General features: G+C 64.5%; 9 protein-coding genes and 1 tRNA gene. 6 read left to right on the forward strand and 4 right to left on the reverse strand.

The genetic code is table 11. The features are described 5' to 3' along the window. Window positions 1-53 precede the first annotated feature (53 nt). The 6 genes from ACLJEU_RS19895 (at window position 54) to ACLJEU_RS19920 (ending at window position 8,443) form a co-directional block, all read left to right on the forward strand. The gene (locus ACLJEU_RS19895; RefSeq protein WP_414664257.1) at window positions 54-2,570 is read left to right on the forward strand and encodes a DEAD/DEAH box helicase; all 2,517 of its coding nucleotides are present in this window, start codon (window positions 54-56) and stop codon (window positions 2,568-2,570) included. A gap of 222 nt (window positions 2,571-2,792) precedes the next feature. Continuing rightward, window positions 2,793-3,590, forward strand: a complete 798-nt coding sequence (locus tag ACLJEU_RS19900; protein WP_414664258.1) for an SDR family NAD(P)-dependent oxidoreductase — start codon at window positions 2,793-2,795, stop codon at window positions 3,588-3,590. Window positions 3,591-3,597: 7 nt separating this feature from the next. Continuing rightward, entirely contained in the window at window positions 3,598-4,431 is an 834-nt protein-coding gene (locus ACLJEU_RS19905) for a fumarylacetoacetate hydrolase family protein (protein WP_414664276.1), read from the forward strand. A gap of 115 nt (window positions 4,432-4,546) precedes the next feature. Continuing rightward, window positions 4,547-6,139: an aldehyde dehydrogenase (NADP(+)) gene (locus ACLJEU_RS19910; RefSeq protein ID WP_414664259.1), complete on the forward strand. Its 1,593-nt coding sequence runs from the start codon at window positions 4,547-4,549 to the stop codon at window positions 6,137-6,139. Between the two features lie 185 nt (window positions 6,140-6,324). After that, window positions 6,325-8,295 (forward strand): YjhG/YagF family D-xylonate dehydratase, encoded by a 1,971-nt coding sequence (locus tag ACLJEU_RS19915; RefSeq protein WP_414664260.1) that lies wholly within the window; start codon window positions 6,325-6,327, stop codon window positions 8,293-8,295. A gap of 72 nt (window positions 8,296-8,367) precedes the next feature. After that, window positions 8,368-8,443 (forward strand) — tRNA-Phe (locus ACLJEU_RS19920). A 211-nt stretch (window positions 8,444-8,654) separates the two neighbouring features. On the opposite strand, the gene ACLJEU_RS19925 is transcribed toward ACLJEU_RS19920, so the two are convergent. The 4 genes from ACLJEU_RS19925 to ACLJEU_RS19940 form a co-directional block, all read right to left on the reverse strand. After that, entirely contained in the window at window positions 8,655-9,155 is a 501-nt protein-coding gene (locus ACLJEU_RS19925) for a hypothetical protein (RefSeq protein ID WP_414664261.1), read from the reverse strand. After that, complete coding sequence (locus tag ACLJEU_RS19930) at window positions 9,148-9,618, reverse strand: hypothetical protein (RefSeq protein ID WP_414664262.1); 471 nt, start codon at window positions 9,616-9,618, stop codon at window positions 9,148-9,150. The genes ACLJEU_RS19925 and ACLJEU_RS19930 overlap by 8 nt, the downstream gene beginning before the upstream one ends. 1,918 nt (window positions 9,619-11,536) lie before the next feature. Then, on the reverse strand, window positions 11,537-11,797 hold the full coding sequence (locus ACLJEU_RS19935; protein WP_414664264.1) for a hypothetical protein: 261 nt from the start codon (window positions 11,795-11,797) through the stop codon (window positions 11,537-11,539). Window positions 11,798-11,858: 61 nt separating this feature from the next. Then, a complete protein-coding gene (locus tag ACLJEU_RS19940; RefSeq protein ID WP_414664265.1) occupies window positions 11,859-12,050 on the reverse strand; it encodes a hypothetical protein in 192 nt (63 codons plus the stop codon). Window positions 12,051-12,054: the final 4 nt, after the last annotated feature.

Genomic DNA, 12,054 nt, shown 5'->3' on the forward strand with positions numbered 1-12,054 from the left:
TTATGAGTTGCCTCGGCCTCGTCTTATTCCCGGAAATTTTCGTCCGCGCAACCATGCTCCGCCTCCACCTCCCGCCGAACCTCGCCGCCGCCGCCGCGCGCGATGCCGTGGCGTTGCGCGTGGAACTGGATCTCACCGCCGCTCCGGCCGCCGAACTTCTCCCCGTGCTGGCTCTCCTGCAACGCTGGTGCGGCGCGGGTGCCCCGCCGAAGTTCATCCAACTCTCCCGCGCGCAGCTGCGCGAACTCGCCGCCGTCGCAGCCCAGCAACCGCTGTTCGTCGAAAACGGCCACGCCGGCGTCTGGCGTCATGCCGACCTCGTTGCGCCCCCCGCACCCGCCAACAGCACCTCGCCCGCCGGATCGCGCGCCCTCGCTCCGTTGCGCCGCTCGGCCGCGGATGGCACGCCGCTCGTCGTCGACGGCTCCGAACATTTCCTTTCGCTCACGCTGCCGTCCCGCGAACATCCGCGCTACGCCGACGCTCTCGCGCTGGTGAAAGAAAACGGCTTCGTCCTCGAACCTTCGAATCGCAAGTGGTGGCTGCGGGACCGGCACAAGACGCTGAACTTTCTCGCCACGCACGGCACGCGGCTGCGCACCGGGCTCGGCGCGGAGTTCACGGCGAATTTCGAGAAGAACACGACGCATCTGCATACGGCCGAGATCGCGACGGTGGTCGCGCCGAGCGGCGACGATTTTTCCGTGACGCTCGCGTTGCAGGCGGGCTCGGCCGACGAAGCGACGCTCCGTGCGGCCGTCGCCTCCAATCGCGGCTATCTCGAATCGGGCGGACGCGTCTTCCTGCTCGATGCCGCGCGGCTCGCCCAGCTCGCGACCGCGCAGCGCACGCTCGCCGGCGATCCCACCGCGGGGCTTGCGCCGCGTCGCACGCAGAAAGTCTCCGCCGCCCGCGTCGCCGAGGCGCAGGAAATCATCGAGGAGCTTTCGCCCGGCTTCCAGCCGCCGGAAGCCTGGAAGGCGCGCAGCTCCGCGCTCCGCAATCTCACCGCGCTCGCGCCGGCGCCGATCCCCGAGACGCTCAACAACCAGCTCCGCGCGTATCAGCGCCTTGGAGTCGCCTGGCTCTGGCATCTCCAGCGCCACGCCCTCGGCGGCATCCTCGCCGACGAGATGGGCCTCGGCAAGACGCTGCAGGCGCTCGGGCTCTTGTCTGCGCTGCGCGCAGAGGTGAGAGGTGATAGGGAGTTAAGAGCTGAGAGTTTAGAGTTGAGTGATCGGAGAAGTGAGTCGCGGCCGGTTGCTCTCAACCCTCAACGCTCAACCCTCAACTCACGACGAGCCTCGCTCGTCGTCTGCCCCGCCAGTCTGCTCGAAAACTGGCGGCGCGAGGCCGCGCGATTCGCGCCGCAGCTGCGCGTCTTCGTTCATCACGGCGACCACCGGCTCGCAACGCCGGCCGACGCCGCGGGCTTCGATCTCATCATCACGAGCTACGGCACGCTGGCGCGCGACCAGTTGCTGCTGGCGGCGATCGATTTCGGCTGCGTGATCGCGGACGAGGCGCAGCACATCAAGAACCGGCGCTCCCAAAACGCCGCCGCCCTTCGCGCCCTCCGCGCCCACGCGCGCTTCCTGCTCACCGGCACGCCGGTGGAAAACTCGCTCGACGATCTGCGATCGCTCTTCGAGTTCCTGCTCCCGGGTTATCTGACGAAGGTACCGTCAGGCCTGCGCGGCGACGAACGCGCGTGGTTCGACCAGCGGCTGCGCGCGCAAACCGCTCCGTACATTCTCCGGCGCACGAAAAAAGCCGTCGCCCCCGAGCTGCCCGAAAAACTCGAGCACGTCATCTGGTGCGAACTCGCGCCCGCGCAGGCCCGGCTCTATCGGGAAACGCAGGAGAGCTCCGAGCGCGAACTCTTCGATCTGGAAGCCAGCGGCGCGAGCGAAGGCGCGCTCAAGTTCGCCGCGCTCACCCAGCTTCTTCGCCTCCGCCAGATCTGCTGCGACCCGCGATTGATCGAAGCCGGCCGCGATCGCTGGGCGCGGCAAACGGCGGGCGCCGCGGCCGAAGCGGCGCCGGCCTACCCGGATTCCGCGAAGCTCGACGCCTTCAACGAACTCCTCGCCGAAGCCGTCGACGACGGCCACCGCGTGCTCGTGTTCTCGCAGTTCACGGCGTTGCTCGGTTTGCTTCGCCCCGCACTCGATCGCCAGGAGATCGCGCACTGCTACCTCGACGGCTCGATGCCGACGCGTGCGCGCCAGGCCGAGGTCGACCGGTTCCAAGCCTCCGCCGACATCCCGGTTTTCCTGCTTTCGCTCAAGGCCGGCGGCACCGGACTCAATCTCACGGGCGCCGACACGGTGGTGCATTTCGATCCGTGGTGGAATCCGGCCGCGGAGGCGCAGGCGACCGATCGCGCCCATCGCATCGGACAAAAACGCACCGTCACGAGTTACAAGTTGATCGCGTCCGGCACGGTCGAGGAGAAAGTCCTCGCACTGCAGACCGAGAAACGCGCGCTGCTGGCCGACGTGTTCGAGGCGAGCGATGCGGTCGCCGCGAAACTTTCGCTCGCCGATCTCAAGTCCCTGCTTCAGTAGGGCAGGACTCGCCCAGAATGATCCCCACGGAGTGCCCGCGAATCACACGAATGACCCGAAACCAAACAGGCGAGAACGCCCGCCCGTGATTTGCCGACGAACCAGGAATGAAACCCTCGCCTCTGGTTTTGAATCCGCGGATTCTATTCGTGTCTTTCGCGTGATTCGCGGGCAATCCGTCTGCATCGTCCACGGTCACCTTCACCCGCTTTCAACGTTGTCATGCGTCTCTCTGGAAAAACCGTTCTGATCACCGGCGCCAGCAAAGGCATCGGCCGGGCCCTCGCGCTCGGTTGCGCGCGCGAAGGCGCCGATGTGATCCTCAACTACAATTCGGACCGCAAGGGTGCCGACGAAGCCGCCGCGGAGATCAAAGCCCTCGGCCGCCGCACGCTGGTCGTGCGCGCCGACCTCGGGAGCGTCGCGCAAATCAACCGGATGTTCGAGCGGGCGCGGAAAACATTTCCGCGGCTCGACGTCCTGATCAACAACGCCGGACTCACCGGCTGGGCCGGCTTCTTCGACACCACCGAGGAAAAATGGGATGTCGTCCTCGACACGAATCTGAAGGGCACGTTCTTCTGCTCGCTCGCCGCTGCCCGCTGGATGCGCGACACGAAGACCGCCGGCAGCATCGTCAACGTCTCGACGCAGTGCGCGCAGCTCGCCGTGAAGAATCTCGTCGCCTACGGCACGAGCAAGGCCGGCATCCACGGCATGACCAAGCAGCTCGCCGTCGAACTCGCCTCGCTCGGCATCCGAGTGAACACGTTTGCGCCGGGACCGGTAAACGTGGACCGCAACCTCAAAGACGACCCGGATTACCGCGACGTCTGGGGCGCGATGATTCCGCTCGGGCGGACCGCCGAGACCGAGGAGATGGTCGGGCCCGCACTGTTCCTCGCGTCCAACGATTCCAGTTACGTCACCGGCCAGACCTTCTACGTCGACGGCGGCTGGACCGTCCAGGGCATGGTGCCGGCGAGCAATGTCGAGAAGGCCGCGAAGAAAAACAAATAACCCCATGATCCGCGTTTTCTCCACCCCCGCCGGCGTCCTGCTCGAGCGCAACGGCGTCGTCCACGCGCCCGCCCAGCCGCTTTCGCTCGACACCCTTTTCCAGAGCGCGGATCCGGCCGCCCTCGTCCACGCCGCGCTCGTCGATGCGAGGACGGCACCGCTGAACGCGATCACGAGTGCGCTGCTAGCGCCGCTGCAATCCCAGGAAGTGTGGGCCGCGGGCGTGACCTATTTCCGCAGCCGCACCGCGCGCATGGAGGAATCGAAGGTCGCCGGCGGCGGCAGTTTCTACGACCGCGTGTACGAGGCCGATCGCCCCGAACTCTTCTTCAAGGCCACGCCGCATCGCGTCGCCGCGCCGGGCACGCCGGTGCGCATCCGCGCCGACAGCAAGTGGAACGTGCCCGAGCCGGAACTCACGCTCGCGATCAACTCGGCCGGGAAAATCTTCGGCTATACGATCGGCAATGACATGAGCTCGCGCGACATCGAGGGCGAGAATCCGCTCTACCTGCCGCAGGCGAAGGTGTACGACCGCAGCGCCGCGCTCGGACCGTGCATCGTGATCACGGATACGCTGCCCGCCGCGACCACGGTCATCGCGATCGAGATCCGGCGCGCCGGCAAATCCGTCTTCGCGGGAGAAACCACGGTCGGCCAGATCAAGCGTCCGCTGCCCTCGCTCGCCGCGTGGCTGTTCCGCGACAATTCGTTTCCGCACGGCTGCTTCCTCATGACCGGCACGGGGGTGGTGCCGCCCGACGCCTTCACGCTGCAGGCGGGCGACGAAGTCCGGATCACGATCGAACCCGTCGGCACGCTGGTGAACACGGTGCAGTAGCCGGCGGAGTTGAGAGACCAGTCATTCCCACCCGCAACCAAGTCGGAGTCGATCTCCCCGTCCCCGATTGGTCTTCCTACTCTCAGCTCTCAACTCTCAACTTCGTCTTCTTCCCATGTCCCTTCACGGCAAAAGCCTCATCGCCGGCGTCATCGGCCAGACCGGTGGCAAAACGTTTCGCGCGGTCAATCCCGCCACCGATGCCAGCCTCGATCCCGAGTTTCACGAGGCGTCCGCCGCCGAGGCGAATCACGCCCTCGAGGCCGCTGCGATCGCGTTTGCCGATTTCCGCCAGCGTTCCGGCGCGGAGCGGGCGCGCCTGCTCGAGACGATCGCGACCGAGATCGAGGCGCTGGGCGACGCGCTGCTGCAACGGGCGAACGCCGAGACCGGGCTGCCGCTGGCCCGCATCACCGGCGAACGCGGCCGCACCTGCGGCCAGCTGCGCCTGTTCGCGCAACTCGCGCGTGACGGCTCGTGGGTCGATGCGCGCATCGATCCCGCCTTGCCCGATCGGCAGCCGCTGCCGCGGCCCGACGTGCGGCGCATGCTGATTCCGCTCGGCCCCGTGGTGGTGTTTGGCTCGAGCAATTTTCCGCTGGCGTTCTCCGTGGCGGGTGGTGACACCGCCTCGGCCCTGGCCGCGGGCTGCCCCGTCGTCGTGAAGGCGCATCGCGCGCATCCCGGCACGTCGGAGCTGGTCGGTGGCGCCATCACGCGCGCCGTCGCGGCGTGCGGATTGCCCGCGGGCGTGTTCTCGCTGATCCACGGCGGCGGGGCCACGACCGGCATCGCGCTCGTCAAGCATCCCGCCACGACTGCGGTCGGTTTCACCGGCTCGCACACCGCGGGCCGCGCGTTGTTCGATGCGGCCGCCGCGCGGCCCCATCCGATTCCGGTGTTCGCCGAGATGAGCAGCCTCAACCCGGTGTTCCTGCTGCCGGGCGCGGTGCAGGAACGCGGTGCCGCGCTCGCCTCAGGGCTCGTCGGATCGCTCACGCTGGGCGTCGGTCAGTTTTGCACCAAGCCGGGTTTGATTTTCGCGGTGCGCGGTGCGGCGACGGATGCGTTCCTACAGATTCTCGCTGACGCCGTACAAGCCGCGCCGTGCGGCGTGATGCTTACGCGCGGCATCCGCGACGCTTTCGTGGAGAATCGGGGCAAGGTCACCGCGGTCGCCGGCGTGCAACCGCTCGCTTCCGGCAGTGCTGCCGCAAATCCCGCGCGCACGGAATCGCAACCGAGCGTGGCCACCACGACGGCGCGCGAGTTCCTCGCGCACCCCGAACTTGCGACCGAGGCGTTTGGTCCGTTCACGCTGGTTGTGCTCGCCGACGATGCGAGCCAGCTCGCGGCCTGCGCCGCCGCCCTCGAAGGGCAGCTCACGGCCACCCTGCACGGGACCGCGGGCGATTTGAATGGCGCCCGCGCTCTGCTGGCCGGGCTGGAGCAGAAGGCCGGCCGGATCGTGGTGAACGGTTTCCCGACGGGCGTCGAAGTGTGTCCGGCCATGAACCACGGCGGCCCGTATCCAGCAACCTCGGACGCGCGCTACACCTCGGTCGGGACCGCGGCGATTTTCCGCTTCGCCCGGCCCGTGTGCTACCAGAGTCTCGCCGACGACCTGCTGCCGCCGGCGCTGCAGAATGCAAACCCGCTCGGATTGATGCGCCTCGTGAACGGCCAGCCGACGCGCGATCCGGTTTAGACTGAATCGCGGATCCCATCCGGTTTCGCAGGCGGAGTTTTTGGACAGAATGAACAAAATTTGCCGAATAAAGTATGGTCGAATTGGGCAGAGTCATTGCCTCCATTCTGTTCATTCTGTCCAAAGGCTTTAACTGCGGTGACGTCTCCTCGTGCCGCCACCCCTCGACTCTGACCAACGACTTCATGGACCCCATTCTTGATTCCGCCGACGACGCGATCTTCGCGTTGCGCACCACGGCTCCCGGCCCCTCGGGCAGCCTGCCGCTCGAGTCCAATCAACTGCGCCACATGGCGAGCGGCGATCTCTTTGGCCTCACGCAGAACGCCGGCATGGGCTGGAATCCCGCGCTGCTCCGCGGCAAACAGTTTCTCATCCTCAGCACGCAGGGCGGCATTCGCGCGCCTGACGGTTCGCCGATTGCGCTCGGCTATCACACCGGGCACTGGGAAGTCGGCCTGTTGATGGAAGAAGCCGCGCGGACGTTTACCGGAGCCGGCGCGATTCCGTTCGCCGGTTATGTGAGCGACCCGTGCGACGGCCGCACCAACGGCACCGCCGGCATGCTCGACAGCCTCGCGTACCGCAACGACGCCGCCGTCGTGCTGCGGCGGCTGATCCGTTCGCTTCCCACGCGGCGTGGCGTGCTGGGCGTCGCCACCTGCGACAAGGGTCTGCCCGCGATGCTCATGGCGCTCGCCGGCACGCGCGACCTGCCGACCATTCTCGTGCCCGGTGGCGTCACCCTGCTCGCCGAGGAAGCCGAGGACACCGGCAAGGTGCAAACGCTCGCGACGCGGTTCGCCCGCGAGGAAGTCACGCTCGATTACGCGGCCGAGATGGGCTGCAAGGCCTGCGGCTCGCCGGGCGGCGGCTGTCAGTTCATGGGCACCGCGGCGACCAGCCAAGTCGTCGCAGAAGGCCTCGGTCTCTCGCTGCCGCACGGCGCGCTCAATCCCTCCGGCGCGGAAATCTGGCGGGATCTCGCGCGGCGCTCGGCCCGCGCGCTGCTCGCGTTGGAGGAAAAGGGCATCGCGACGCGCGACATCCTGACGGACGACGCGGTGCACAACGCCATGGTCGTGCACGCGGCCTTCGGCGGCTCGACCAATCTGGTTCTCCACGTGCCCGCAATCGCGCACGCGGCCGGACTTCGGCGGCCCACGGTCGAGGACTGGACGCGGATCAATCGCGCCGTGCCGCGGCTCGTCGACGTGCTGCCGAACGGTCCGAAGCATTATGCCACGGTGCAGGTGTTTCTCGCCGGCGGCGTACCCGAAGTCATGTTACACCTGCGCGACGCGGGTTTGCTCAAGCTCTACGCCCGCACGGTCACGGGGCGCACGCTGGGAGAAAACCTCGCGTGGTGGGAAACGTCGGAGCGCCGCCGCCGGCTGCGCGAGAAGCTACACACGCTCGACGGCATCGATCCCGACAACGTCATCATGAATCCGACGCGCGCGCGCGAACGCGGGCTCACGAGCACGATCACGTTTCTCCGCGGCAATCTCGCCCCGGAGGGCGCGCTGGTGAAGAGCACCGCGATCGCGCCGCAGCTGGTCGGCGCCGACGGCGTCTACCGGCACGAAGGCCCGGCGCGGGTCTTCACGAGCGAGGCCCACGCGATCGCCGCCGTGAAAGCCGCCCGCGTGCAGCCCGGCGACGTGATGGTGTTGATCGGCATCGGCCCCGGCTGCGGCATGCCGGAGACCTACCAGATCACGTCGGCGCTCAAGTACGTGAAGGACGGCCAGCGCATCGCGTTGATCACTGATGGTCGCTTCTCCGGAGTTTCGACCGGTGCCTGCATCGGGCACGTGAGTCCGGAAGCCTGGGCCGACGGCCCGGTCGCGCGCGTGCGCGACGGTGATCGGATTCGACTCCACGTCGACACCCGTACGCTCGAGGGATCGATCGATGTGATTTCGCCGGAGGCCGCCGAGTTTGATGCCCGGCCGCGGCATCCGAGCCTGCGGCCGGATCCCCGCGTGCCCGACGACACCCGACTCTGGGCCGCACTCCAGAACGCCAGCGGCGGCAGCTGGGGCGGCTGCGTCTACGATGCCGACCGCGTGACCCGTTTGCTGGAGCTCGGACGCGAGGCGGAGGCGCGGCTGGCGTCAGCGGCGCAGGAACGGGCCGGCCCGACCGGTTGAGCGCGCCGGGAGGCTCACTAATTTCCCGTTGACGCACCTTCGAACCCTGCCTTTGTTCGCCGTTCCTCAAGTGGCTCGGTAGCTCAGTTGGTAGAGCAGAGGACTGAAAATCCTTGTGTCACTGGTTCGATTCCGGTCCGAGCCACCACTTTGGAACCCGCTATTCTTAAACGAGTAGCGGGTTTTTTGTGCCTACGTTTTTCAATGCGAGAAAAGTACGCTGGCTTATTCCTGACTTACTTCTGGCGCTCCGGAGCCCAAAACAGCCGCGCCGGCGCCCTACCCTCTCGCCCAAAATCCCAAAAGAAAACCCGCCCCCTTTCGAGGACGGGTGGAACCCAGCGGAAGTGAGGCAACAGCTACGCGCGCCCGGAGCGCTGCTGCGCCAGCCTCTGGGCTGCGATCATGTCCCAAAGATTCCCATGCCCCGAATACACCGCACCACCGCCGAATGCTGCATTCGCCAGAAAACAGGCAACGTCCGCGAGCCGCACACGCGGCAGGATCTGGCACGGCCGCCAGACAAGGATCACGTCTGCGTTCAGCGTCGGAAATGAGCCCTTCTCCCACAGCCGCCAGTCGACGTCGGCAGCCAGCTGAACCAACCCGGGCACCATAGGCGAGAGGACCGCAACGGTCTGCCGTATGCCTTTCCGCGCGCCCAATCCCGGCTTGTCCGCGCCGTCTTGGATCATTTTCGCGTGGGAGACCACTTCACTCGGCAAGAGCCTGACCGAACCTCCGATTGCCGCCGGACCGGCCTCGGCTTCAGGAAAACACGGCAAACAAAGGCGCCGGTGAAGCGCGACCATGTGACCAGTTCGACCGCTGAGGACGAGGCCGGGAAAGCGCTTAGACATGGCGCGCCTCCGATTTCTTAAGGGTTTCCTGTAGGCCGCGTGCGTCGTACACGGCACCGCCCCCGAACGCGCTTGCGATGAGGCGGGCAGTCGCTCGCGCCAGCGTCATCCGGGGAAGTGACTGAAGCGGGCGCCACACAATGATCACGTCAGCATCGGAAGCCGGAATCGCGCCGCCGTTCCATTGAACCCAGGAGATCGGACAGTAGAACCCCTCGACCCACTTCGGGTTCGGCACCCAATCCGACAGGACCAACACAGATTGCCGCTTCCCTTTGCGGACGCCAGCCCATGCGCATCTGTCTTCACCGTCGATTAGTGCCTTCGCCGTCTCGGCGATCTCGCTCCAACAATCCCGACTAACATCGATGATTGCGGCCGGCCCCGCCTCAGCGGAAGGGAAGCACGAGAGATGCAGCGTGCGGTGCAGTAGCACTGACGAACCCAGTGTAATCTTTTTCATGGTACGATCCTGAAACGAAGGAGCCGCACCTACTCACGGGGTAAGATTTGGGCACGCTAGCGCCCTCCCGTTTTCGATGCGGCTCCAAGTGTCGGACTAGCGGTGTTCGGGATCTTACCCCCGATGAACTCACAAAGTTCATGCGCGCATCCGTTGGCTTGTGATCGCGCGAATGCAAGCAAAAATAAATTCCCTACGTATCATACAGTTTGATACGAGCAGTTAGCGACAAACGAAAATGAATAAAGCCACTGCCATAAAATCGCCTGTAATTTCAGGCTCACTTACCCCGCCGCCCCCGAAGCGACCAAGGCGGACAATTTCGCGCGAGCTACCGTTTCGCCCCCATTTCATAAGGCTCCCGTCTGAAGGTGAGTATTGCCCGCACACGGGATTTTCACGGACCGGGCTTTATCGGCTTACGGTCCCGTGCAAGGCAAACGGCTTCAAGCCGAAGGTTCCGGCGAAGGGACTCCGCCAGCCGGGCAACCTCCGCGGGATCTGGCTGATCCCTTACGAGCAACTGATCGCGTTCATCGCGGCGTTGCCGACGCCCGGCATGCGCCCCGACGACGACGCGAGGTAAAGCAGAGCGCACAGGTGCGCGTCTTCTGTCGGCCGTCGTTTTCAGAAACCGGCCGCGGTCCAGAGGACGAACTGTTTCGGTTTCCATTGTCAGTCCCATTGTCACCTCGAGCACACATAGCGAAGCGCGCGAGTGACGAAGCCGGTTGAGCGCCGCGCGATTTCAAGAACGCCGACACCCCCCGCCGGCCTCCCCCATACCCCCGGATCACGCCCCCGGGTTTTCCATATCCCCCCCTTTCCACAAAAATGAGCCTTAGAGATTCGGCTTTTGCTCCGTGGCTCTGATCACGGGGCTGGCGCGGCGGCGTATCTACATTTCCGCTACGGATAGCCCGAAGCCGCACTTGCTTCGAATTTCATCGGCGTCGAGAGTGGGAACGCACGTAGGCACCATCTTTGCGAGTGTAACCGCGAACGTACACGCGGCCGCTGGGACCCGTCGAGGCAGTGGGAGCAATGTCGGCGACGGCTGATTGCGGCGTAACTGCCCGCTACGCGCTTTTTCAATCAGCAGAGTAAACGCCTCTTTTCGGCCCGCGAAGGCGAGATTCGCTTCGAATCAATGTGAACGGACGAATCGCTACTGGGCGCACTTCTGAACTAAAATCGATTCCAACAGACACCAAGAACTCTTCCTTCTTAAAGCGTCGAAACGCACCGAAGTGAATTCTCGGATCAAAATCCCAGATATGCAGTAGGTCGCCACGGCCAAGATGAATGAATACTGGGCACCGACAGTAGGCCATAGCCTTTCTAAAACGTGGCCATCGGAACTGGCCTGTCGGGGCGGTGCTCGCACGAATCGTATTCTTTAGCTTTCGAAGGTCAAAAATCCAAATCATCCGCTTGTAGAAAGCTTCTCTCTCCTCGATTTCCGCGGGGCTCAGATACGAGTGCTGTAGCTCGATTATGACGGTCGGCGTCTGGACGTCACATCGGTGATTCCCAATTCGGACCTCGCGACACTCGCGAGGGAAAAGCTCTTTCCAATTCTTATGCCATGCGGTTTCCGGTTCCGACCAAGGATCGCAGTCACCTCCTTTGTGCGCCCAATGCCAAATCTTCAATCGCTTCTCGCCGCACTTCGCAACTACGTCGCTCCCACAGACTGGACAACACGCCTTTCGAGCCGTGGGTGTCGCTTCTACCCTGCGGCCGTTCAAATCTGCGTAGAGCATTTTGGGCTACCGTCAAAGATGTCCAACGATCTTCGCCGGCGCGGCCCGTGCAACATGACGATCAACCCTCTGCTGCTTCATTTCGATTAATCGTACGGTAGCACGAGACGTGACGGCGAAGATCGTTGGACATGGCGCCTCGTTAGGCATTTTCATTTCGTTTTTCGCCTTCGTGGCACCTGTTTCACTGCCTTTTTTCGCTCTCGCTCGACGACGCGATCCAGTACTTCGTGAAGGCGCAGCACCAATACTTCGAGATTCGCGATTCTCTGAGTCGACCAACAAATAAAGTGCTGCTCTTCGGTAAGAGCAGGATACTCCTTCGCCATCTTTTCTTTGTGCGCTTTGAATGCGCCCATCAGCTCTTCGGCCTTCGCATGATTCTCTTCCGGGATATAAGTGTAGATGCTCATGCTTTCACTTTGTATCTGAAGTTCGTAACAGCGTTTCGTCAGCCTTACAGCGCAATTCGCCTCAAATCACTTGAACTTTGCCAAGTCGACCGGGTACAGCGGCCATCAGTCGAATGAAGACGAATTGCGGTTGTTTGTTGAGCACGAAAAAACGGTGGGCAAAACAACGCGGCGGGTTGCTCTCCGTGGCGCGGTTAACCGTCTTGGTGATGGCGTTGGTTCGCTCGATGTAGGCGCGGCCGGCTTCGAGCAAACGG

Origin of the sequence: Terrisphaera buseokensis, assembly GCF_047521145.2 — a bacterium.
Lineage (GTDB): Bacteria > Verrucomicrobiota > Verrucomicrobiia > Opitutales > Opitutaceae > ER46.

Bases quoted from the DNA above. Each gene is read 5' to 3' on its own strand.
- ACLJEU_RS19895 (WP_414664257.1), top strand. From the start codon at position 54: ATGCTCCGCCTCCACCTCCCGCCGAACCTCGCCGCCGCCGCCGCGCGC.
- ACLJEU_RS19900 (WP_414664258.1), top strand. From the start codon at position 2,793: ATGCGTCTCTCTGGAAAAACCGTTCTGATCACCGGCGCCAGCAAAGGC.
- ACLJEU_RS19910 (WP_414664259.1), top strand. From the start codon at position 4,547: ATGTCCCTTCACGGCAAAAGCCTCATCGCCGGCGTCATCGGCCAGACC.
- ACLJEU_RS19915 (WP_414664260.1), top strand. From the start codon at position 6,325: ATGGACCCCATTCTTGATTCCGCCGACGACGCGATCTTCGCGTTGCGC.
- ACLJEU_RS19925 (WP_414664261.1), bottom strand. From the start codon at position 9,155: ATGTCTAAGCGCTTTCCCGGCCTCGTCCTCAGCGGTCGAACTGGTCAC.
- ACLJEU_RS19930 (WP_414664262.1), bottom strand. From the start codon at position 9,618: ATGAAAAAGATTACACTGGGTTCGTCAGTGCTACTGCACCGCACGCTG.
- ACLJEU_RS19935 (WP_414664264.1), bottom strand. From the start codon at position 11,797: ATGAGCATCTACACTTATATCCCGGAAGAGAATCATGCGAAGGCCGAA.